Raw genomic sequence first — 21,069 nt, forward strand, 5'->3', positions numbered from 1 at the left:
GCAGGCGTCGTGGATAATCCATGGTGACGGCCTGCGTGAGGATCAGGGACGTAGACGATCAGGAATGTCAGCGTCCACTTCTTCGAAGTAGCGAATGGCGCCCGGGTGCAGCGGCACCGGAGTGGACGCCATGGTGAATTCCACGGTGGTATCGTTGGCCGCCGGGTGTACCGCGATCAGCTCGTCGGTGTTCTCGAACAGCAACTGAGTCAGCTGATAGGCCAGTTCTTCGTCCATGTCCGAGTTGACCACCAGCACGTTGGGAATCCCGATGGTTTGCACCGCTTCGTCCATGCCTTCGTAGAGACCTTCCTGGAGCTGATAGGGCGCGAAGACCTCCACTTCGTCACGCGCGTTGGCGACTTCCTCATCGGACAGGCCGATAACGCGGATGTCGCGTGTGGTCGCCAGGTTCATGATGGAACTCGTGGGCGGCCCGACGCTCCAGAAACCGGCATCGATATCGCCGTCACGAATGGCGTCGGCGGTTTCGTTGAAATTCAGCCGCTGGGGCGTGAAATCGTCATAGCTCATGCCGTTGGCTTCCAGCAGTGCGCGAACGTTCAGCTCGGTACCGCTGCCCGGCGCCCCCACGGAAACCCGCTTGCCTTCCAGGTCGGAAAGCGACTCAACGTCGGAATCGGCCAGCGTGACCAGCTGCACGGCATTGGGGTAAACCGACGCAAGGGCACGGGTATTCTCGATCTGGCGGCCTTCAAAGTCGTCGGTTCCGGTATAGGCCTGGTAGACCGTGTCGGCCAGCGCCAGGGCCATGTCGACGTCGCCGCGCATGATCAGCCCCATGTTCTCGACCGAAGCACCGGTGACTTCGGCGGTGGCCTTGGCGCCTTCGATGTGTTCGTTGATCATCTCGGCAAAACCGCCGCCGATGGGGTAGTAAACCCCCCCGGTACCGCCGGTGGCGATCGACAGCTGCTGGGCGCTGGCAGGCAGCGCAATGGCCAAGAGTGAAGCCGCAGCGGCTTTAGGTAGCGTTCGCATAAGCATGTCCTCCGTCCGTTTGGACTTATAGGTATGAGTGACGATAAGGAGATGCCTCCAGCGTCTGTTGCGCTGGAGGCAGTACACTGAAATTAGCATGCCTTTGCTGTGGGATGCCAATAACATGACGTTGACGCTCAGTTTTCTTCAGTCCACCGATGAGGCTGACCGCGCGTCATGGTGCGTTTTTCGTGCGTTACTTATATGATCAAGCACTAACATGTCCACAAGGAGATGACGATGCAGCATGGAGACCGCTATCCCAAAGGGGGCCTGCCATGATGATCTGGGAGGCCGCCGCGCTGGTGGGCATCGGCACCATCGCCGGGTTTATCAACGTGCTGTCGGCGGGCGGCTCGATGCTCGCCCTGCCGCTGCTGATGTTTCTCGGCCTGCCCACCCAGGAGGCCAACGGCACCAACCGCGTGGCCATCGTGCTGCAGAGCGTCTCGGCGATCGGCAATTTTCGCCGGGCGGGGGCCTCGCACCTGGGCCTGAGCCTGCGGCTCTCGGTGCCTGCGGTGGTCGGCTCGCTGGTGGGCGCCTGGCTGGCCCTGCAGGTCAGCGATGCGCTGTTCGAAGCGATTCTGATCGCTGTGATGGCGGGTTCGGCGGTGTTGATGCTGCTGCCCCAGCCCAAGCTGGATACCCGCCCGCTCACCGCCGACCGGCTGACTCCGGTCATTTACCTTGCCATGTTCGTGATCGGCATTTACGGCGGCTTTATTCAGGTCGGCGTGGGCGTGCTGTTCATCATCGTGCTGTACCGCCTGCTGAAAATCGACCTGGCCCAGGTCAACGTGTTCAAGGTGCTGATCATCCTGGTTTACAGCCTGCCCGCCCTGGCGCTGTTCATGTGGTTTGACCAGGTTCGCTGGCATTACGGGCTACTGCTCGCGCTGGGCAGCATGACCGGCGCCTGGCTGGCGGTAAAGGTCAACATGAGCCCCCGCGGCGCGATGTGGATCAAGTACCTGACGCTTGCCATGATCGCCGCCATCCTGCTGCGTCTGCTGTTCGGTTAAGGCGCCTGAAGGTCATTCGATAAGCTGGTCGGCCACCTGTTGGACAATATGCGCGCCAATCGGCAGCGCCGAGGTGGCCGCCGGAGAGGGCGCGTTGCCCACGTTCAGCGTGCGGCGAGTATTCACGAACAGAAAGTCGTCCACCAGCTTGCCGTCGTTGGATACCGCCTGCGCCCTCACCCCCGCCGTATAGGGCAGCAGGTCATCGGCGGTGAGGCTCGGGCAGTACTTGCGCACCAGCTCCAGGTAGCCGCGCTTGTACAGCGAGTTCTTCATCTCGACAAGCCCCGGCCGCAGGTGGCGGCCCAGCACCTTGAGAATGCCTGGATGTGTCAACATTCGACCCATATCGCCAAGCGATACATCCTGCTTGCGATAGCCTTCGCGCTTTAACGCCAGCACCGCGTTGGGTCCCACGGTCACGCTGCCATCGATCATGCGGGTCAGGTGCACGCCAAGAAACGGCATGGCCGGGTCGGGAATCGGATAGATCAGGTGGTTCACGATCTGGTTATGCTGCTCGGGCAGCCGGTAATACTCGCCGCGAAACGGACAGATAGTGAAGTCAGGTGTTTGCCCCAGCATGCGAATCACCCGATCCGCCATCAGCCCCGAGCACGACACCAGATAGCGGCTCGTCAGGCGTTCATCAGCGGTGCTCACGACCACCTCCTGGCGGCGCTCTTCGAGCGCGGTGACCTCGGCGCCGTAGCGGATGCTGCCCCCCAGGCGCTCGAAGGTGGCCGCCATTGCGCGGGTCACCTCGGCGTAATCGACAATGCCGCTCGAGGGCACGAAAATCCCCGCTACGCCCGTAATATTGGGCTCGCGCTCGCGCAGCGCACCGACTTCCAGCCATTCGCGTTGGAGGCCGTTGGCGGCGGTGCGCTCCCATAGCGCTTCCATGCGCTGCTTTTCGACCTCGTTGGTGGCGACCAGCAGCTTGCCGCAGATGTTGTAGGCAATGCCGTGCTCGTCACAGAATGCGCGGGTGGCGCGGTTGCCTTCCAGGCAGAACCTGGCTTTCAGGCTGCCCGGGGTGTAATACACCCCGGCATGGATCACGCCGCTGTTATGCCCCGTCTGGTGCTGCGCGGGGCCCTGTTCCTTTTCGAGCACCAACAGGCGTTTGTCGGGATAGGCCTGCTGCAGTTGCATCGCCGTGGACATGCCAAGGATGCCGCCGCCAATAATGATAAAATCCCACATCAATCTCGTCCTCTACGCCAAATTGATAACATTTTCCCATATTAGCCGTTATTCTTTGGGCATCATTTATCCGTCAGCCGCTACCCAGGAGCCGCCCCGCCATGGAGCCAGACGCGCCGCGTCAGAATCTCGCCATTCGCGCCTACCGTGAACTCAAGCACGATATTATCCGCGGCCGCTACGCGCCGGGACAAAAGCTGCTGATGAGCCGCCTGAAAGATTACTACGGCGTGAGCACCGGCCCGCTGCGCGAGGCATTGTCGCAGCTGGTGGCCGACCATCTGGTGGTCGCCATCAGCCAGCGCGGCTACCGCGTCGCCGCCATGTCGCTCGCTGAACTCAACGACATCTACGATGCCCGCGCCCAGCTCGAAGGGCTCATCCTGCGTCTGGCCATCGAACGCGGCAACGACGACTGGGAAGCCTCGGTGGTGGCCGCCGCCCACCGGCTGGCCAAGGTCACCGATATCAGCTCACCGGATGACGTGCTCGATGGCTGGGACCAGCGCCACAAGGCGTTCCATACCGCCATCGCCAGCGGCTGCAACTCGCCGCATTTACTGCAGATGCGCGACACCCTGTTCAATCAGGTGGAGCGCTACCGTCATCTGTGGCTTCAGGAGACCGTCATGTCCGTCCAGGCGCTCGAGCAGAAGCGCCAGGAGCACGCCGGCCTGGTCGAGGTTATCCTGGCCCGCGACGCCGCGCGAGCCTCCGCCCTGATGCGCGACCATTTGATGACGCCGGTGCCGATCATCACCCGTGTATTACAGGCCCGCAGCATCGATTAAATTCTGCGTTTTAAAAAAATGTAGATATTTTTAAAAAACGGCGATACATTGGCATGAACATACCATTGACCGCCATATTACTGCCGTGGTCGCTTGCAGGCGTCTGCGGGACGGCACCAAGGAGTTCAGCCATGACACACTTCAACTGGGACGACCCGCTGTTACTGGAGTATCAACTCAGCGACGAAGAGCGCCAGATCCGCGACGCCGCCCACGACTACTGCCAGGAAAATCTGCAACCCCGCGTGCTCAGCGCCTTCCGTGAAGAGCGCTTCGACCGCGAGATCATGACCGAAATGGGCGAACTTGGCCTGCTCGGCGCCACCGTTTCCCCCGAGTACGGCGGCGCGGGCGTCAATCATGTCGCCTACGGCCTGATTGCCCGCGAGGTGGAGCGCGTTGACTCCGGCTACCGCTCCGCCATGAGCGTGCAGTCATCGCTGGTTATGTACCCCATCGAGGCCTACGGCTCCGAAGCACAGAAGCACAAATTCCTGCCCAAGCTGGCCAGCGGCAAGATGGTCGGCTGTTTCGGGTTGACCGAGCCGGATCATGGTTCGGACCCCGGCTCGATGATCACCCGGGCGGAGAAAGTCGACGGCGGCTACCGCCTGACCGGCGCCAAGATGTGGATCACCAACAGCCCGATTGCCGATATCGCCGTGGTCTGGGCCAAGTCGGCGGCCCACGACAACCAGATCAAGGGCTTTATCGTCGAGCGCGGCACCGAGGGTTTCTCCACGCCCAAGATCGAGGGCAAGGTTTCCCTGCGCGCCTCGATCACCGGCGAGATCGTGCTGGAGAATGCCTTCGTCCCCGACGACAACCTGCTGCCCAATGTTAGTGGCCTGAAAGGCCCGTTTGGCTGTTTGAACAAGGCCCGCTACGGCATCGCCTGGGGCGTGATGGGCACCTCAGAGTTCTGCTGGCACGCCGCTCGCCAGTACACCCTGGACCGTAAGCAGTTCGGCCGCCCGCTGGCCGCCAACCAACTGATCCAGAAAAAGCTCGCCGACATGCAGACCGAGATTACTCTGGGCCTCCAAGCCGCGCTGCAGGTCGGCCGGCTGATGGATAGCGGCAACTGGTCGCCGGAAATGGTCTCGCTGATCAAGCGCAACAACTGCGGCAAGGCGCTGGATATCGCCCGTCAGTCCCGCGACATGCATGGTGGTAACGGCGTTTCTGACGAGTATGGCGTCATTCGTCACATGGTGAACCTGGAATCGGTCAACACCTACGAAGGCACCCACGACGTGCACGCGCTGATTCTGGGCCGTGCCCAGACCGGTATCCAGGCGTTTTTCTAAGGACGTTCATGAGCGTATCTCCCAAACCGCTGGCAGGCATTAAAGTACTCGATATTTCCCGGGTGCTGGCAGGCCCGTGGTGCGGGCAAATGCTCGCCGACATGGGCGCCGACGTGATCAAGATCGAGCGCCCACAACGCGGCGACGACACGCGCCACTGGGGGCCGCCCTGGCTCTCGGGCAGCGCCGAGTCGGCTTATTATCTGTGCGCCAACCGTGGCAAGCGCTCGGTGACCGTCGATATGGCCACCCCCGAAGGTCAGGCGGTGATCAAGCAGCTCGTCGAAGCATCCGATGTGCTGATCGAAAACTTCAAGGTTGGCGGCTTGAAGCGCTACGGGCTGGATTACCCAAGCCTGAAAGCGTTGAACCCCCGGCTGATTTACTGCTCGATCACCGGCTTTGGTCAGGAAAGCCCCTACGCCCATCGTGCCGGCTATGACTTCATGATCCAGGCCATGGGCGGGATCATGAGCCTGACCGGCAAGCCCGACGATGAGCCCGGCGGCGGGCCGGTGAAGAGCGGCGTGGCGTTTACCGATATTTTTACCGGCCTGTATGCGGCCAACGCGGTGCTCGCCGCGCTCTACCAGCGCCGCGACACCGGCACCGGCTGCCATATCGACATGGCGCTGATGGACGTGCAGGTGGGGGTGCTTGCCAACCAGGCGCTGAACTACCTGACCTCGGGCAAGGTGCCGCAGCGCCTGGGCAACGCCCATCCCAATATCGTGCCTTACCAGGCGTTTGCCACCCGGGATGGCCATATGATCGTGGCGGTGGGCAACGACGACCAGTTCAGGCGCTTCTGCCAGGTGCTTTCGCTACCCGCACTGGCCGATGATCCGCGCTTTGCCACCAACGGCGTGCGCGTTCAGTACCGCGACCAGCTGGTGCCGGTGCTCGAAGCCGCCCTTGCCCAACGCGGTACTGACGAGTGGCTGGCCGCCTTTGAAGCCGTTGGCGTGCCCTACGGCCCGATCAATACGCTGGATCGGGTGTTCGACGACCCCCACGTCAAGGCGCGCGGGCTCAAGCAGACGCTACCCCATGCGCAGGCGGGCCATGTCGACCTGGTGGCCAACCCCATCCGCATGAACGGCGAATCGATAAGCGCCTCCACGGCACCACCCACCCTTGGCGAGCATACCGACGCCGTGCTCACCGACATCGGCCTCACCGCCGCACAACGCCAGGCGTTGCGCGATGCCGGGATTATCTAGCCGCCCAGTGCGCCGTCGCGTTGCGCATGGCAAGCCGTGCGAGCGCCCAGCGGGGCGCTTTCAGGCGACAAACGCCGCAAGCAAACACTCTATACAAGACATGTACAAGAAGAGTAATTATGACTAGACTTATCGTAGGGCGATTCAATGAGCCCCACGCTTAATAACATCATGCTGGTCTCGCCGCTGGCGAGCGCAAAGCATCAGGAGTCAAGATGAGTCAGTGTGCTCGAGTCAACGGGAGCTGCAAACGCTGCGAGGGCGAACTGCCTTTCGACTTCACGATGGCATTCCAGCCCATCGTGGATGTTTCGCTCGCCAAGGTCTACGCTTATGAAGCGCTGGTTCGAGGCCCTCAGGGTGAATCCGCTTGGAGCGTGATTTCTCAGGTGACCGACGAGCTCATGTACCGCTTCGACCAGGCCTGCCGGGTCAAGGCGATCGAGATGGCCAGTGCAGTGGGCATGCAGACGGCACTGTCGATCAATTTCCTGCCCAATGCCGTGTACGAGCCCGAGGCGTGCATCCAGGCTACGCTGGACGTCTCCCGTCGGGTCGGCTGGCCTACCGACCAGTTGATTTTCGAGATCACCGAGACCGAGCGCGTCCGCGACCGTCAGCATCTTTTCAACATCATTGACGCCTACCGCTCCATGGGCTTCAAGACGGCACTGGACGACTTCGGCAATGGATACGCCAACCTGGACCTGCTTACCGACCTGGCTCCAGATAAAATCAAGATCGACCGTGAGCTGATCATCGACTGCGACCACCATCCCCGTCGCCAGGCGCTGCTGCGTTCGATCATCCAGCTGGCTGCCGAACTGGACATCAAGCTGATTGCCGAAGGCGTCGAGACCCACGCCGAAGCCTTGTGGCTGGCTCGGGAAGGCATCCATTGCCAACAGGGATTCTACTACGCACGGCCTGCCGTCAACGCCCTGGCTGACGACCTGACTCAATCACTCGCTGCCTTGCGCGCTGAAGCGTGGCCCTCAAGCCGTCAGGAACCCTATGGATAATGCGACAACGCACGACCTTTACCAGCGATTTCAACGCACCCAGCGCAATACAGAGAACGTGATCAACACCGCGCCGCTGGGTATCTGTATCACCGACCCAAAGGGTCATTTCGAACTGGTCAACCCGTCCTATTGCGAGTTTTACGGCTATCGTGAAGAGGAACTGCTGGGCAAGCATTTCACGATCGTGGTGCCCCAGGCCTACCGCCCTACCATGTCGGATCTGCACGACCTTTTTATCGAAGGGGAAGATAATCAGGAGCTGCGCCAGGAGTGGGAAGTCCGCTGCAAGAACGGTGAAGTGCGCACCATCATTGCCGAAGCCGCACGCATTGAAGGCGACGACGGCCAGCCACGCAAGGTCACCTTCATCGTCGATATTACCCAGCGAAAACAGCTGGAAGAGCGCCTCAAGCAGGCCAACGAACGCCTTGACCATATTGCCCACCATGACGAGCTCACCGGCCTGCTGAACCGTCGGGCCGGCCTGCAATGCCTGGAGCAGGAACTGCGCCGCAGTTCACGCTACGGCAACCCGTTGAGCGTCGCCATGTTCGACCTGGACAACTTCAAGGCCATCAATGACACGCATGGTCACAGCGTAGGTGATAAGATTCTTGAAGAAGTGACCGCGACGGTGAACCAGGCGTTGCGCGAGACCGACGTGCAGATTCGCCTGGGCGGTGAAGAATTTCTGGTGGTCATGCCCGAGGTAAACGCCGAGCACGCCAGGCTCGCCATGGAACGCATTCGTCGCATTGTCGGTCAGACAACGTTTACCGAGCAGGCCTTGACGGTTACGCTTTCCGCAGGCGTGGCAAGTTACGTTGAAACGTCGACCACCCGATTGCTTGATCACGCTGACAAGGCCATGTATCAAGCTAAACAGTCGGGTCGCAATCGCGTGGTGGTCGCTTCACCCATGTAAGTCTGTTTATTGCGCACTATGCTGACGCATACCGCCCCATCAACTCAGGAGTTGAGTCATGAGCAATGCCGAGCTAAATGAGCTGAAACACAAATACGTCGCCGCCGGTGCCGCCAGCCCCGCCACCGCCTTTGCCGCGCGCGCTGAAAATGCCGAAGTGTGGGACGCCGACGGCAACCGCTTTATCGATTTTGCCGGCGGCATCGGCGTACTGAACGTCGGCCACCGCCACCCGAAAGTGGTCGCGGCGGTGAAAGCCCAGCTCGACAAGGTCATGCACACCTGCCAGACGGTGATGCCCTATGAAGGCTACGTCAAAGTCGCCGAGAAACTCAGCCATATCGTCCCGGTACGCGGCCACGCCAAGGTCATGCTGGCCAACTCTGGCGCCGAAGCGCTGGAAAACGCGGTCAAGGTCGCCCGTGCGGCCACCGGTCGCTCCAACGTCATCTGCTTTGACGGCGGCTACCACGGCCGTACCTTCTACACCATGGCGATGAACGGCAAGGTTGCGCCCTATCAGACCGACTTCGGTCCGATGCCGGGCACGGTCTTCCGCGCGCCCTATCCGGTGCCCTACCACGGCGTCAGCGAAGACGAAGCCATTCGCGGCCTGAAGATGGCGCTGAAAACCGACGCCAACCCCAAGGACACCGCAGCAATCATTCTCGAGCCGGTGCTGGGCGAAGGCGGCTTCTACCCGGCGCCCAAGAGCTTCCTCGAGAAAGTCCGCGCCATCTGCGATGAGCACGGCATTCTGATGATCATCGACGAAGTCCAGTCGGGCTTTGGCCGTACCGGCAAGATGTTTGCCATCGAGCACAGCGGCGTTGAGCCGGACATCATGACCATGGCCAAGAGCATGGGCGACGGCATGCCGATTTCCGCCATCGTGGGTACCGACAAGGTGATGGACGCCTCCGGCCCCAACTCGCTGGGTGGCACCTACACCGGCAGCCCGACGGCCTGTGCCGCGGCGCTGGCGGTCATGGAAGTGTTCGAAGAAGAGAACATTCTGGAGAAGAGCCAGGCGCTGGGCGAGAAGCTGGCGACGCGCTTCAAGGACTGGCAGGGCAAGTTCGACTGCATCGACAACATCCGCAACATGGGCGCCATGGCCGCGTTCGAGCTGGTGTCCGACAAAGACAACCATACGCCCAATCCGGAACTCGCCGCCAAGCTGTGCGGCAAGGCCCGCGAAGAAGGGCTGATCCTGCTATCCTGCGGCATGTACGGCAACACCATCCGCTTCCTGATGCCGGTCACCATCGAAGACAACGTGCTCAACGAAGGGCTGGACATCATCGAGTCCTGCCTGGACTCGCTGGTATAACGACACGTTCGTCAGCAAGCACCAAAACGCCGCCCAATGGGGCGGCGTTTTTGATTGCGTGGACAGCTGACCACCGGCTTACTGCGCCATGAAGCGTGGCAGCCATAGGGCAATATCCGGCCAGACGCTGATGATCAAGGCCGCCACGCACATCAGCAGGAAGAAAGGTAGCGCGGCCAGGGCCACCCGGCTGATGCTTTCGCCCGTCAGACTTTGCAGCACAAACAGGTTGAAGCCCACCGGCGGCGTTATCTGGCCAAGCTCGATCATGATGATCAGGAAGATGCCAAACCAGATGGGATCGAACCCTGCCAGCAGCACGATCGGCAGCGTAATCGGCAGGCTCATCACGGTGATCGAAATCCCGTCCAGGAAAAGCCCCAGCACCACATAGAAAACCGCCAGCGCCACCAGCAACAGCATCGGGCTGAAGTTTTGCGCGGCGATCCACTCCGCAAGCTCCCGGGGCAGATGCAGATAGCCCATCGCCGTGGAGAGCAGCGTGGCGGTAATCAACAGACTGCACACCATGATACTGGTGATCAAGGTGCCTCTGAACGCCTCGATAAACAGCCGAATGGTAAGCTGGCGCTCGACACCGAGCAGCACCAGCGTCGCGGCCACGCCCACCGCCGCCGCCTCCGAGGGCGTGGCAATACCGCTATAGATAGAGCCAATCACGATGCTGATCAGCACCAGCACGGGCAGCAGCAGCAAAATGGATTGTCCTATGCTCTGACCAGTCGCCGCCTGTTTGGGTGCCAACGACGGCGATAAATAGGACCTCGCACCGATATACACGCTGTACAGCAGCGCGATCAACAGGCCCGGCACGACCCCCGCCATGAACAGCTGGCTAATGGAGACTTCCGCCTGAACGCCATAGACGATCATCACGATCGAAGGCGGAATCAACAGCCCCAGGCTACCGGCACCCGCCAGCGAACCGATCGACAGGTTGCGATCGTATCCCCTCGTTTTCAGCTCCTGGGTAGTGATTTTGCCGATCGTTGCGGTCGTCGCCGCGCTGGAGCCGCTCACCGCCGCAAACAGCGTACAGCCAAGCACGTTGGTGTGGAGAATGCCGCCCGGCAAATGGCGGGTGACCGGCACCAGCCCTTTGAAAAGCCGCTCGGAGATGTTGGAGCGAAAAATCAGCTCGCCCATCAATATAAACAGCGGGATGGCCGATAACTCCCAGCTGTTGCTGGCACGGTAGAGAACTCGCGAAAAGATCAGGCCAATACGATCAGCATCGAAGTCGCCAAAGAGCCAAAGCGAGCCAATGGAAACGGCCAGCATGGACGCAAAAATCCAGGTGCCCATCGATAAAAAGAACAACAGCAGTACGCCGACCCCGACAGCCGACCAGAAAATATCCATAACGCCTTTCCTATTAATCGCTGCTTCAATTGACGCGAGCCGAGTAGCCTGAACGCAGAACCATTATTTTCAGGGCTCTGACTAACAGCGTGATGGAAATTAACCACATGCCCACGAGGATGGCGCTTTCCGGCAGCCAGATAGGCGTCTCTGCCATGGTTTCGCTGACGGTGCCGCGGCTGTAGCTACGCAGAACGTTCTGAAACCAGAAAGTCGATAGCCACACAAAGCAGCCTGCCGTGACCAGGCTGCTGAATAGTTCCAGCGGCCAGCGCCGGGGTTCCGGCAAGCGCTCCAGCAGCAGCGAGACACGGATCAGCCCGCCCTTCTCTAGCACATAGGGCAGGCCCAGAAACGACATCGTGGCCACGGCATAGCCGATATACTCATCGAGGATAAACGTCGAGTGGCCAAACAGCCGCAGCGCAATCTCTAACAGGATGTGGCCGAGCATATAAATAACGAGCAGCACGGCAATGACAGCACCGACCCGATTGAGCAGTTGAGAGATACGCTCGATGATGTTGAGCGCCCTCATTCAGTGCCTCGGAACTCGCTCAGGATCGACTCACCGGCATCGCCGGTCTTCGCAAGCCAGTTCTCGACCACGCCATTGGCGGCGTCCTTGAGCGGCGTCAGCAGCTCGTCTGGAACGGGATCGCTGATCGTCACGTCGTGCTCACCCAGCGTCTGGTAGTTCTCTTCGGTACGCGTTTCCACCGCTGCCCAGTTATGCTGGTCGGTCTGGCTGGCCGCGTCCATGACCGCCTGCTGTTGCGCGTCGGTCAGCGATTCGAACGCATCGCGATTCATGTGCACCATGTTAAGGGGAATGGCGTACTGAACCCCGGCAAAGTAATTCTGGTGCTCCCAGAAGCTGGCGTTGGCTCCCGCTTCGGCGGATGTCAACACCGCCTCGATACCGCCGGTGGCCAGCTGAGGGACAACATCGGCCCAGGACAGGCTGACCGGCGAGGCGCCTACATTTCTAAATGTCTCGGTACCGTTACGGTCAAAAGTGCGAATCTTCAGGTTCTCGAGATCGTCCTGGCTTGCGATCTCGTCTTCAGACCAGATGCCGCTCGGCGGCCAGGGCGAGGCATACAGCAGCACCTGGTTATTATCGGCGAACACTTCTTCGTAATAGGGTTTTGCGATGTCATAAAGCCGCCGAGCATCGGCAACGTCGTCGACAATAAAGGGGAGCGAAGAGAGTAGGAACAGCGAATCGATACCGCTCATGGTGCCCGAGAGCGTATCCGCTATCTCGACGGCACCATCGGCTACGCCATAAAAATGATCGCCGGAATTAAAGCCCAGCGAGCCACCCGTATGCAGCGTGATATCAATATCGCCATCGGTTAATTCGGCAAGCTTATCAATGAAATAGGCGTCGCCCTGAGCATGAATGGAGGAGGCATTATACTCGTTGGAGAAGTCCATACTGACCGACTGGGAATGCGCATAGCCACTGACGAGCAGCGCCCCCAATGCTATCGAAAGCTGCTTACCCACATGAGGGAATTTATTATTTAAATCAGCAGGATGGAACATTATTTCAACCCCTATTTTTGATTGGTATAGGGGTTAAACTACAGCCATTTGGGAACTATTTATGTCCCATAGCGACGCGAACGGACCAGACAACGACACACTGCCCACCCTGTATCGCCTGGGATGACGTTCTAGCGCACCATTAAACCTTATACTAACGTCTAATTAACGACCGCCAAAGAATGGCAGGTACATGGCGGTCGAGTGCAAGAAAGCATTAACGCGGCCGACGATCACCTTCGAGAAAGTTAACCGTGAAGACCGCTTTGCCGTGGGTTTCGAACGACCACTTCATCACCTCGCCAAGCGCCGCCATGACCGCATCAAACTCGCCAAACACCTGGGTGCTCATGCGGTTGGGATGCACTTCAAGGCCGGATGCCTCAAGGCGCTTGACCACTTCTTTGACCGCCGGCTTGAAGTCATCGGCCAGCGGGTAATAGCTCAGCTGTACGGAAAGATACATAACGCCTCCTTACGCCGTGTGTGAAGAACGGTGGCGTGACGCCATTCGCTGCCAGGCCGCCAGTATAGCGCCACGGGTGTCGTCGGGGTGCTCCATGGGAAACATGTGCGTGCCCGGCACGCCGCTGACGGCGATCCCATAGCGTTTCAAGCGCTTGATGCGCGACGAGGTCAACAGGTGCGACTCCTCACCTGCCACGACCTCCAGCGGCACGCTCAGCCGACGCGGCAGGCGCGTCAGGTGATCCGGCAAATGGCGGAATATCTCCACCTCGATACGCGGATCGAACGTGAGCTCGGCGCTGCCGTCCGCCAATACCTGGGTACCTGCTTCAATGTAGTCGTTGAGCGCTTCCGGGGTAAAGCGCCGGAACAGCCCCCGGCGCCTCAAAGAATTCGCCATGGCCTCCCGGCTCGGCCAGACCGCCCGTCGCCCCAGGGTCTTGCCGGCCGGGGTAATGCGGTCGATGAAGCCAAAGCGCTTGGCGGCCTTCATCGCCCAGGCATCGGTGCCTAGCATCAGCGGCGGGTCCAGCATGATCACACCGCTGAAGCGCTCGGGCTGCTTGTCAGCGGCCATGGCCATGAGCGTGCCACCCAGCGAATGGCCGACGCCAAGCAGCGGCGTGTCACTCTCGGGCAGGCGGGTCAGCAGCTCGTCGACCAGATTGGCCCAATTGTGATTGACCGGGTAATCCGGATGGTGGCCCAGGCGCTCGATGGGATGCGGATCAAAGTGCTCGGCCAGCGGCGCCAGCAGGCTGCGATAGCTCAACCCGGGAAAGCCGTTGGCATGGGCAAACACTAAGCGGGGGCGTGGCGCGGTATCGGCAGGCATGGCGAGGCTCGTGGTCAGATTCTTGATCAAGCGGTTAACGGGCTATCTATCATACACCTGTTTTAACTCGCCCCCTGACCAGCGTCAATCTTCCCTGCGGGGTCAGGAGCGAATTAAAACAGCGCCAGCTGTTGCGCTTGCGTATTCTCGGCCAGCCGGTAACCCACTCCCAGCAGACGCACCGGCCGCTCGCCCCGGGCCCAGCCGACGTTAAGCAGGGTTTCGAACTGGACGAGATCCGGCGCGGGGTCGGCGTGTTCCACGGTGGTCTGGGTAAAGTCGTTGAACTTGACCTTCACGATCAGCCCGCGCACCGCCAGCGGCGGGTCAAGCCGGGCGTAGCGACGTTCCAGATCCTCAAGCAGCGTAGGCAGCTCGCGGCGGCAGGCGTCGAGGCTGGGTAAATCCTGGGCGTAGGTTTGCTCGGTGCTGATCGATTTGCGCTCGCGGTGGGTTTTCACCGGGCGCTCATCGCGCCCCCAGCTCAGTTCATGCAGCCGCCGCCCGAAACGGCCAAAGTGTTCGACCAGATCTGTAAGCCTGCGGGCGCGCAAATCGGTGCAGGTGTGGATATCGAGCCCGGCCAGCTTTTCCGCCGTACGCGGGCCGACACCGTGAATTTTCTTCACCGGCAGCTGCTGTACGAAGCCATCCACCTCATCCGGGGTGATCACGCACAGGCCGTCGGGCTTTTTCCAGTCGCTGGCAATCTTGGCCAGAAACTTGTTGGGCGCCACACCGGCCGAGACGGTAATCCCCACTTCGCGGCTGACCCGCTCGCGGATGGCTTCCGCCATGAGCGTAGCGCTGCCGTGGTGCAGGGTGACCTCGGAGACATCCAGAAACGCCTCATCCAGCGACAGCGGCTCGATAAGCTCGGTGACATCGCGGTAGATGGCAAATACCTGCCGGGCGACGGCCTTGTATTTGGCCATGTCGCCGCGAATGATGGTCAAATGCGGGCAGCGCTTGAGCGCCTGGGCCATGGGCATCGCCGAATGAATGCCGAATTCGCGGGCGGGGTAATTGCACGTGGCGACCACCCCGCGCTGCTCGACGCTACCGCCAATGGCAATCGGTATATCGCGCAGCGCCGGATTGTCGCGCATCTCCACCGCCGCGTAAAAACAGTCACAGTCGCAATGAATGATTTTGCGCACTGACTAGCCTTCTACCTGTAAAAAACCACAGTTTATCACAAGCCCTAGCCCTTCATGTGCCGCAAAACGTCCGCAGCACCTGCTCACTATCGATCGCCGGCGCTGCCAGACGGCGCGCTTCCGTTGAGTCATCAAACGGCTGGGTGACCACGCCCAGCAGCGTGTAGAACGGCGCAAAATCGCCGTCGTAGGCGGCATCGATGGCCTCTTGAACGCGGTGGTTGCGGGGGATGATGACCGGATTGCCACGGCGCATGGCCGCAAAGCGCTCATCGTCCTGCCCGGCCACCTGCGCTGCCTGCCACGCCTCCAGCCACGCGGTTAGCGCCTGGGGCTGGGTCGTCAGCGCCAGCAGCGCGTCGCGGCGTTCATCACTTGGCGAGGCGGCGTAGTGGGTAAGCGCATCAAAGGTGGCGGTCATGTCCATCCGGCCCTGGTGCATCTGGCTTTCCAGGCCTTCCATCAGCGCATCCGCGTCGTTGCTTTCCGCCGCAAGGCCCAGCTTATCGGCATGCAGACGGCGCTGTTCGGCGCTGAACACGCCATCAAAGCGGCGAATGGCGTCGGTGGCCTGGGCGACACCCGCATCGCCCTGCTCGTTCAGCAGCGGCAGCAGGGTCTCGGCAAAGCGGGCCAGATTCCACTGGGCAATCCCCGGCTGACTGGCAAAGGCGTAGCGCTTGCCCTGGTCAACCGAGCTATACGCCTTTTGCGGGTCAAACTGCTCCATGAAGGCGCAGGGGCCGTAATCGATGGTTTCCCCGGCAATGCTGCAGTTATCGGTGTTCATCACGCCATGAATGAAGCCGATACTCATCCAGCGCGCCACCAGCTCGGCCTGGCGGGCGACGACGGCCTCCAGCAGCGCCAGGTAAGGGTCTTGTGCATTGGCTGCCTCGGGGTAGTGGCGCTCGATCGCATGATCCGCCAGCGCCTTGAGCGCCGCTTCATCCCGGCGCACGGCGGCAAACTGGAAGGTGCCTACCCGGATGTGGCTGCTGGCGACACGGGTAAAGACCGCGCCCGGCTCGGGCAGTTGGCGCACCACCCGCTCGCCGCTGGTCACCGCGGCCAGCGCACGCGTGGTGGGGATGCCCATGGCGGCCATGAATTCGCTGACCAGGTATTCGCGCAACACCGGCCCCAGCGGTGAACGGCCATCGCCGCCACGGGAAAACGGCGTGCGCCCGCTGCCTTTCAGCTGCACGTCGCGGCGCTTGCCGTGCTGGTCGACGACTTCACCGAGCAGCAGCGCACGGCCGTCACCCAGCTGCGGCACGAAGTTGCCGAACTGGTGGCCCGCGTAGCCAAGCGCGCGTGGCTTGGCGCTGGGCATCGTCTGATTGCCGCTGAACCACGCGGCCAGGGTCGCCTCATCGGGTATTTCGTCAGCGCCCAGCTCGGCGGCCAGGGGCGCATTGAACGCGACCAGTTCAGGGGTCGCCACGGGAGTGGCCGCGCATTCCACCGACAGCGGTTCAGGCAAGGTGGCATAGCGATGTTCAAATGACAGCACGATTGACTCCGCGTCTATTGGCTTTCGTTGGCTAATACCCTAGCATTTTACTCAAGTAAACGCCGAAGCGAAGCCTCTTCATCATGCCGATTGTCTCAGACCATTACCCCGCCCCGCTTGCGCGGGCGTTTTATAACCGCGACACCCTTGAAGTCGCCCACGACATGCTGGGCTGCTGGCTGGTGCGCGAGCATAACGGCGAGCGGATCGCCGCGCGGATCGTGGAAACCGAGGCCTACTGCGGCGCCGAGGATTCCGCCTGCCACGCCCACCGGCGCCGCTCGCCACGCACCGAAGCCATGTTCGGGCCGCCAGGCCACGCCTACGTGTACCTGGTGTATGGCATGCACTGGCTGTTGAACGTGGTCACCGAACCGGAGGATTCGCCCTGCGCGGTATTGATTCGCGCCGTGGAGCCGACGATCAACGAAGCGGCAATGCGCGCCACCCGCCAGGCAACGGGTAAACAGCTAAGCAACGGCCCGGGCAAGCTTACCCGCGCCCTGGGCATCGACAAAGCGCTATACGGGCATGACATGACTCAGGGCAACCGGCTGTGGATAAGCCACTCCGCAACGGATGAAGGGCTTACCACCGGGCCGATTGCCACGGGCCCACGGGTGGGGATTGATTATGCCAAGCCGGAGCACCGCGACGCCCCCTGGCGGCTTTGGCTGAAGGATAATCCGTGGGTATCGAAGGCCCGCTAGTGGTCTTGAAGGCAACGTACCGCCTGCTCCAGCACCGGCGTTAGCGGCGCACGCCACTGGCGGGTCAACAGCGCATCGGCGCGGGTGACGCCCAACGACAGTGAGGCCACCGGCAGCCCCATGGCATGGGCCTCGCGGCAGAAGCGGTAGCCGGAATAGACCATCAGTGACGTCCCCACGGCCAGCACCGCCTGCGCGCTTTGCAAGCCTGTCTGGGCAGCGAGCCGTCTTGCCGGCGGGACCACGTCGCCGTAATACACCACGTCCGGCTTGAGGATGCCGCCGCAGCGGGGGCAGTCGAACACCGTAAACCCGGAGAAGTCGGTTTCCAGATCGGCGTCGCCATCCGGGGCATGGCCCGCATCAAGCGCGGCAAAACGCGGGTTGAGGTGTGCCATTTCGCTGTGCATGGCGTGGCGCATCATATGGTAGCCGCAGGTCATACAGCTAACCGTATCGGCCCGGCCGTGCAGGTCGATAACCTTTTTGGACCCCGCCCGCTGATGCAGGCGGTCCACGTTCTGGGTGACCAACAGCTCCACAAAGCCCATGTGCTCGAGCGCCGCCAGCGCCCGATGCGCCCCGCTGACCTGCGCTTCGCGCAGTGCCTTGAAGCCCACCAGGGCGCGCGCCCAGTAGCGCTGGCGCACCGCATGCGAGCCCATGAAGTCACCGTGCTGAACCGGCGGCGAGCGTTTCCACTGGCCTTGCGCATCGCGATAGTCGGGGATGCCGCTGTCGGTACTCACGCCCGCACCGGTGAGTATCCACAGCTTGGGGTGGCGGGCAATGAAGTCCGCCAGCTCAGCGCCCGCTTGGGCGACGCTTTGAGTCATTTCCACGGCCTGCGTCAAATGTTCACCTCTAGGCAATCCTGCACTCTGTCGACGATACTGTATGACAACGACGACGCCTACTGTGTGTCGGGCATTTCATCCAAGGAGCGTGCTATGCAAGGGTCTCATCAACAGTCGCAGCAGCATGATGTCATTATTGTCGGCGGCGGCATGGTCGGCGCGGCACTGGCGGCCCGCCTGGGCAACGCCGGCAAGTCAGTCGGGCTGATCGAGCAAGGCGATGCGCCCGCCCCGCCCGAGGGTGACTACGACCTGCGCATTTCATCGCTCAACGCGCGTTCGCTGGCCTTTATCAATGCCAGCGGCACGCAGCTGCCCGAGGAACGCAGCTGCCCTTTCCGCCACATCGATGTGGCCAATCAAGATGGCACCGGCCACTCGCTGTTTTCTGCCGCCGACAGCGACATGGACGACTTCGGCGTCTTTGTCGAAAACCGCACGCTGCAGTATGCGCTCTGGCAGCGCCTGGCCGTCCTGCCCGGCGTGACCTGCTATACCCAGTGCGCGCCGATCAGCACCCTGGCCAGCGGCGATATGCGCCTGGTCGAGCTGGACAACGGCAAGACCCTCAGCGCGCCGCTTGTCGTCGGGGCCGACGGCGCCCGCTCCACCCTGCGTGAGCTGGCCGGCATCAGCGTGACCCACTACGACTACCACCAGCGGGCGATGATCATTAACGTGGAAACTGAGCTGCCCCAGCAGGATGTCAGCTGGCAGGTGTTCACCCCCACCGGCCCGATTGCCATGCTGCCGCTGCCCGGCCAGCGCGCTTCCCTGGTGTGGTACGACAGCGACGACGCCACCAAGGCCCGCGAACAGCTGGACGACGACGCGCTCAAGGCCGCCATCGAAGAAGCGTTTCCCAAACGGCTGGGCAAGCTCACCCGGGTCGTCGCCCGGGCCAGCTTCCCCATCAAGCGCCAGCACGCCAAGCGCTACATCGGCAAACGCCTGGCGCTGATCGGCGACGCCGCCCACGTGGTGCACCCGCTGGCAGGGCAAGGGCTGAACATCGGCCTCCACGACGCCGACACCCTGGCCGAGCTAATCATCCACGGCCGTGACCCCGGCGACCATATCAACCTGCACCGCTTCGAGGTCCAGCGCCGCCTGGCCAACCAGGCGATGATCGCCGCCACCGACAGCTTCCACCACCTGTTCACCGGCGCCAGGCCGATGCGCCAGCTGGGCGATCTCAGCCTGCACATTGCCGAACGCATACCGTTCGCCAAACGCATCATGATGCAGCAGGCCAACGGGCTGAATCCGTTTAAACGGCGCTAGTGTGCTGACAGCAACTCATGTTCAGCTTACTGTACAAGTCAGGCACTTAAGCCTAGACTTGTACGGTCAGCTGTACAGTGGAAGGTTTCATGAAAATTGTATCGTTCACGGAAGCTAGAAATGGCCTGAAAGCGGTATTGGACGGCGTGATTAATGATGCCGATACCACGGTTATTACGCGTCGGGATTCAGAAGATGCTGTCGTGATGTCGTTAGATTATTACAACAGCCTGATGGAAACGGTGCACTTGCTGCGTTCGCCCGCCAACGCAGAGCACCTCAATCGCTCCATTGAGCAGTTTAAATCAGGGCAAACAACGCAAAGAGATTTGGTGGATGAGTAGTCGTCTACTGTCGTGGACAGACGAGGCGTGGAACGACTATGTGTACTGGCAAACGCAGGACAAAAAGCCCCTCAAGCGGATCAATAAACTTATCAACGATGCAAAACGCTCCCCTTTCGAGGGGTTGGGCAAGCCGGAACCTCTGAAGGAAAACCTGGCTGGCTTCTGGTCTCGTCGAATCGACGACACGAATCGCTTGGTGTACGCCGCTGACGAGCGCTCCATTACGATTATTTCGTGTCGTTATCACTACTAGTGTCAGGCTGACATGAAGCGCGTAACCGCCCACCAACTAGCTCAAAGGCGCACTTAAACGAGTCAGGCCCCATGTGATGGACTGCTAGCGCCATATTGATTTCACCTGAGCGTTAGCGGTTAGCGTTTTCCTCGGCCACCTGGCGAAGTGCATCGACAAGCACGTCGGCGGGCTGGGCACCCGAAATCAGGTAGCGCGCTTCGAGAATGAATCCTGGGACCGCGCTCACGCCTGCCTCCATGAATCGCTGTTCTGCCGCACGAACTTCGTCCGCGTACTGATTAGACCGGGCGATGGCCTCGGCAGCGTCCCCGTCGAGCCCAACCTCGATAGCCTTCTCCCGCAGAACAGTGGGATCTGAAGGGTTTTTCGCCTCACCGAAGTAGGCATCAAATAATGCCAATTGCAGGGGCGTCTCTAGATTCTGCGTTGCGGCCCACGCCAGCACTCGGTGAGCAGCGAAGGTATTGTTCGCCCGACGCTCCTGGGCGCCACGAAAATTCAGCCCAAGTTCTTCGGCCACCGCCATAATCTCGTGCTGGGCCTGCTCCATGCTGGCAGCATCCTTGCCGTACTTGCGGCATAAATGCTCCAGAATCGGCTCGCCCTCGGGCGGCATGTCCGGGTTGAGCTCGAAGGGCTGCCAGTGGAGCTCAACGTCTATCTCGCCATCCAGTATCTCCAACGCTTGCTCAAAGCGCCGGTAACCGATCGCGCACCACGGGCATGCCACATCGGACACCAGATCGATTCTTACCTTTTGCATTTTGTTTACCCCTTCGACATATCCCAAAATTCGATCAAACTAAGGAAAGCATGTTACGTGTATATAGGGCGTAACGGCAGTACTGATAAGGTA

The 21,069-nt window shown here is 61.1% G+C and carries 22 protein-coding genes; 11 read left to right on the forward strand and 11 right to left on the reverse strand.

The genetic code is table 11. From position 1 onward, the window contains the following. Window positions 1-42: 42 nt before the first annotated feature. Entirely contained in the window at window positions 43-1,002 is a 960-nt protein-coding gene (locus tag QC815_RS15685; protein WP_230447041.1) for a TAXI family TRAP transporter solute-binding subunit, read from the reverse strand. Window positions 1,003-1,280: 278 nt separating this feature from the next. Between QC815_RS15685 and QC815_RS15690 the strand changes: the two genes are divergently transcribed. Then, window positions 1,281-2,027: a sulfite exporter TauE/SafE family protein gene (locus QC815_RS15690; protein WP_230447042.1), complete on the forward strand. Its 747-nt coding sequence runs from the start codon at window positions 1,281-1,283 to the stop codon at window positions 2,025-2,027. 12 nt (window positions 2,028-2,039) lie between these two features. Here the strand turns inward: QC815_RS15690 and lhgO are convergent, their stop codons facing one another. Continuing rightward, window positions 2,040-3,236: an L-2-hydroxyglutarate oxidase gene (gene lhgO, locus QC815_RS15695; protein ID WP_310540829.1), complete on the reverse strand. Its 1,197-nt coding sequence runs from the start codon at window positions 3,234-3,236 to the stop codon at window positions 2,040-2,042. Window positions 3,237-3,337: 101 nt separating this feature from the next. Here lhgO and csiR point away from each other — a divergent pair, with 101 nt between their 5' ends. The 6 genes from csiR (at window position 3,338) to gabT (ending at window position 9,843) form a co-directional block, all read left to right on the forward strand. Next, a complete protein-coding gene (gene csiR, locus QC815_RS15700) occupies window positions 3,338-4,027 on the forward strand; it encodes a DNA-binding transcriptional regulator CsiR (protein WP_310540831.1) in 690 nt (229 codons plus the stop codon). A gap of 131 nt (window positions 4,028-4,158) precedes the next feature. Beyond that, entirely contained in the window at window positions 4,159-5,337 is a 1,179-nt protein-coding gene (locus tag QC815_RS15705) for an acyl-CoA dehydrogenase (protein WP_230447045.1), read from the forward strand. Between the two features lie 8 nt (window positions 5,338-5,345). Further along, complete coding sequence (locus QC815_RS15710) at window positions 5,346-6,560, forward strand: CaiB/BaiF CoA transferase family protein (protein ID WP_230447046.1); 1,215 nt, start codon at window positions 5,346-5,348, stop codon at window positions 6,558-6,560. Between the two features lie 215 nt (window positions 6,561-6,775). Beyond that, window positions 6,776-7,582, forward strand: coding sequence for an EAL domain-containing protein (locus QC815_RS15715; RefSeq protein WP_230447047.1), 807 nt, complete (start codon window positions 6,776-6,778; stop codon window positions 7,580-7,582). Beyond that, window positions 7,575-8,510, forward strand: a complete 936-nt coding sequence (locus tag QC815_RS15720; protein ID WP_230447048.1) for a sensor domain-containing diguanylate cyclase — start codon at window positions 7,575-7,577, stop codon at window positions 8,508-8,510. Before QC815_RS15715 ends, QC815_RS15720 begins: the two co-directional genes overlap by 8 nt. A gap of 58 nt (window positions 8,511-8,568) precedes the next feature. Beyond that, window positions 8,569-9,843 (forward strand): 4-aminobutyrate--2-oxoglutarate transaminase, encoded by a 1,275-nt coding sequence (gene gabT, locus QC815_RS15725; RefSeq protein WP_230447049.1) that lies wholly within the window; start codon window positions 8,569-8,571, stop codon window positions 9,841-9,843. A gap of 78 nt (window positions 9,844-9,921) precedes the next feature. Here the strand turns inward: gabT and QC815_RS15730 are convergent, their stop codons facing one another. From QC815_RS15730 to QC815_RS15760, 7 genes are all read right to left on the reverse strand, one after another. Continuing rightward, entirely contained in the window at window positions 9,922-11,226 is a 1,305-nt protein-coding gene (locus QC815_RS15730; RefSeq protein ID WP_310540835.1) for a TRAP transporter large permease, read from the reverse strand. Window positions 11,227-11,251: 25 nt separating this feature from the next. Continuing rightward, the gene (locus tag QC815_RS15735; RefSeq protein WP_230447051.1) at window positions 11,252-11,764 is read right to left on the reverse strand and encodes a TRAP transporter small permease; all 513 of its coding nucleotides are present in this window, start codon (window positions 11,762-11,764) and stop codon (window positions 11,252-11,254) included. Then, window positions 11,761-12,780: a TRAP transporter substrate-binding protein gene (locus QC815_RS15740; RefSeq protein WP_230447052.1), complete on the reverse strand. Its 1,020-nt coding sequence runs from the start codon at window positions 12,778-12,780 to the stop codon at window positions 11,761-11,763. The genes QC815_RS15735 and QC815_RS15740 overlap by 4 nt, the downstream gene beginning before the upstream one ends. A 217-nt stretch (window positions 12,781-12,997) precedes the next feature. Further along, on the reverse strand, window positions 12,998-13,246 hold the full coding sequence (locus QC815_RS15745; RefSeq protein ID WP_230447053.1) for a YkoF family thiamine/hydroxymethylpyrimidine-binding protein: 249 nt from the start codon (window positions 13,244-13,246) through the stop codon (window positions 12,998-13,000). Window positions 13,247-13,255: 9 nt separating this feature from the next. After that, window positions 13,256-14,083, reverse strand: coding sequence for an alpha/beta fold hydrolase (locus QC815_RS15750; RefSeq protein WP_310540841.1), 828 nt, complete (start codon window positions 14,081-14,083; stop codon window positions 13,256-13,258). Window positions 14,084-14,196: 113 nt separating this feature from the next. Further along, the gene (dinB, locus tag QC815_RS15755; RefSeq protein WP_310540843.1) at window positions 14,197-15,243 is read right to left on the reverse strand and encodes a DNA polymerase IV; all 1,047 of its coding nucleotides are present in this window, start codon (window positions 15,241-15,243) and stop codon (window positions 14,197-14,199) included. A 52-nt stretch (window positions 15,244-15,295) separates the two neighbouring features. Continuing rightward, window positions 15,296-16,759: a protein adenylyltransferase SelO gene (locus QC815_RS15760; RefSeq protein WP_310540845.1), complete on the reverse strand. Its 1,464-nt coding sequence runs from the start codon at window positions 16,757-16,759 to the stop codon at window positions 15,296-15,298. Between the two features lie 83 nt (window positions 16,760-16,842). Between QC815_RS15760 and QC815_RS15765 the strand changes: the two genes are divergently transcribed. Then, window positions 16,843-17,469 carry a DNA-3-methyladenine glycosylase gene (locus QC815_RS15765; RefSeq protein ID WP_310540847.1) on the forward strand — a complete coding sequence of 209 codons (627 nt, stop codon included), beginning with the start codon at window positions 16,843-16,845 and terminating at the stop codon, window positions 17,467-17,469. Here the strand turns inward: QC815_RS15765 and QC815_RS15770 are convergent. Continuing rightward, window positions 17,466-18,305, reverse strand: a complete 840-nt coding sequence (locus QC815_RS15770; protein WP_310540849.1) for an NAD-dependent protein deacetylase — start codon at window positions 18,303-18,305, stop codon at window positions 17,466-17,468. The genes QC815_RS15765 and QC815_RS15770 overlap by 4 nt on opposite strands. A 114-nt stretch (window positions 18,306-18,419) precedes the next feature. Here QC815_RS15770 and QC815_RS15775 point away from each other — a divergent pair, with 114 nt between their 5' ends. The 3 genes from QC815_RS15775 (at window position 18,420) to QC815_RS15785 (ending at window position 20,210) form a co-directional block, all read left to right on the forward strand. Then, window positions 18,420-19,610 carry a UbiH/UbiF/VisC/COQ6 family ubiquinone biosynthesis hydroxylase gene (locus tag QC815_RS15775; protein ID WP_310540851.1) on the forward strand — a complete coding sequence of 397 codons (1,191 nt, stop codon included), beginning with the start codon at window positions 18,420-18,422 and terminating at the stop codon, window positions 19,608-19,610. A gap of 89 nt (window positions 19,611-19,699) precedes the next feature. Beyond that, the gene (locus tag QC815_RS15780) at window positions 19,700-19,954 is read left to right on the forward strand and encodes a type II toxin-antitoxin system Phd/YefM family antitoxin (RefSeq protein ID WP_310540852.1); all 255 of its coding nucleotides are present in this window, start codon (window positions 19,700-19,702) and stop codon (window positions 19,952-19,954) included. Continuing rightward, on the forward strand, window positions 19,947-20,210 hold the full coding sequence (locus tag QC815_RS15785; RefSeq protein WP_310540854.1) for a Txe/YoeB family addiction module toxin: 264 nt from the start codon (window positions 19,947-19,949) through the stop codon (window positions 20,208-20,210). Before QC815_RS15780 ends, QC815_RS15785 begins: the two co-directional genes overlap by 8 nt. 112 nt (window positions 20,211-20,322) lie before the next feature. Here the strand turns inward: QC815_RS15785 and QC815_RS15790 are convergent, their stop codons facing one another. Further along, the gene (locus QC815_RS15790) at window positions 20,323-20,976 is read right to left on the reverse strand and encodes a DsbA family oxidoreductase (RefSeq protein ID WP_310540856.1); all 654 of its coding nucleotides are present in this window, start codon (window positions 20,974-20,976) and stop codon (window positions 20,323-20,325) included. Window positions 20,977-21,069: the final 93 nt, after the last annotated feature.

This window comes from Vreelandella gomseomensis (genome assembly GCF_031451645.1).
GTDB lineage: Bacteria > Pseudomonadota > Gammaproteobacteria > Pseudomonadales > Halomonadaceae > Vreelandella > Vreelandella gomseomensis.

Coding starts and splice junctions, on each gene's coding strand:
- QC815_RS15685 (WP_230447041.1), bottom strand. CDS start 1,002: ATGCGAACGCTACCTAAAGCCGCTGCGGCTTCACTCTTGGCCATTGCG.
- QC815_RS15690 (WP_230447042.1), top strand. CDS start 1,281: ATGATGATCTGGGAGGCCGCCGCGCTGGTGGGCATCGGCACCATCGCC.
- lhgO (WP_310540829.1), bottom strand. CDS start 3,236: ATGTGGGATTTTATCATTATTGGCGGCGGCATCCTTGGCATGTCCACG.
- csiR (WP_310540831.1), top strand. CDS start 3,338: ATGGAGCCAGACGCGCCGCGTCAGAATCTCGCCATTCGCGCCTACCGT.
- QC815_RS15705 (WP_230447045.1), top strand. CDS start 4,159: ATGACACACTTCAACTGGGACGACCCGCTGTTACTGGAGTATCAACTC.
- QC815_RS15710 (WP_230447046.1), top strand. CDS start 5,346: ATGAGCGTATCTCCCAAACCGCTGGCAGGCATTAAAGTACTCGATATT.
- QC815_RS15715 (WP_230447047.1), top strand. CDS start 6,776: ATGAGTCAGTGTGCTCGAGTCAACGGGAGCTGCAAACGCTGCGAGGGC.
- QC815_RS15720 (WP_230447048.1), top strand. CDS start 7,575: ATGGATAATGCGACAACGCACGACCTTTACCAGCGATTTCAACGCACC.
- gabT (WP_230447049.1), top strand. CDS start 8,569: ATGAGCAATGCCGAGCTAAATGAGCTGAAACACAAATACGTCGCCGCC.
- QC815_RS15730 (WP_310540835.1), bottom strand. CDS start 11,226: ATGGATATTTTCTGGTCGGCTGTCGGGGTCGGCGTACTGCTGTTGTTC.
- QC815_RS15735 (WP_230447051.1), bottom strand. CDS start 11,764: ATGAGGGCGCTCAACATCATCGAGCGTATCTCTCAACTGCTCAATCGG.
- QC815_RS15740 (WP_230447052.1), bottom strand. CDS start 12,780: ATGTTCCATCCTGCTGATTTAAATAATAAATTCCCTCATGTGGGTAAG.
- QC815_RS15745 (WP_230447053.1), bottom strand. CDS start 13,246: ATGTATCTTTCCGTACAGCTGAGCTATTACCCGCTGGCCGATGACTTC.
- QC815_RS15750 (WP_310540841.1), bottom strand. CDS start 14,083: ATGCCTGCCGATACCGCGCCACGCCCCCGCTTAGTGTTTGCCCATGCC.
- QC815_RS15765 (WP_310540847.1), top strand. CDS start 16,843: ATGCCGATTGTCTCAGACCATTACCCCGCCCCGCTTGCGCGGGCGTTT.
- QC815_RS15770 (WP_310540849.1), bottom strand. CDS start 18,305: ATGACTCAAAGCGTCGCCCAAGCGGGCGCTGAGCTGGCGGACTTCATT.
- QC815_RS15775 (WP_310540851.1), top strand. CDS start 18,420: ATGCAAGGGTCTCATCAACAGTCGCAGCAGCATGATGTCATTATTGTC.
- QC815_RS15780 (WP_310540852.1), top strand. CDS start 19,700: ATGAAAATTGTATCGTTCACGGAAGCTAGAAATGGCCTGAAAGCGGTA.
- QC815_RS15785 (WP_310540854.1), top strand. CDS start 19,947: ATGAGTAGTCGTCTACTGTCGTGGACAGACGAGGCGTGGAACGACTAT.
- QC815_RS15790 (WP_310540856.1), bottom strand. CDS start 20,976: ATGCAAAAGGTAAGAATCGATCTGGTGTCCGATGTGGCATGCCCGTGG.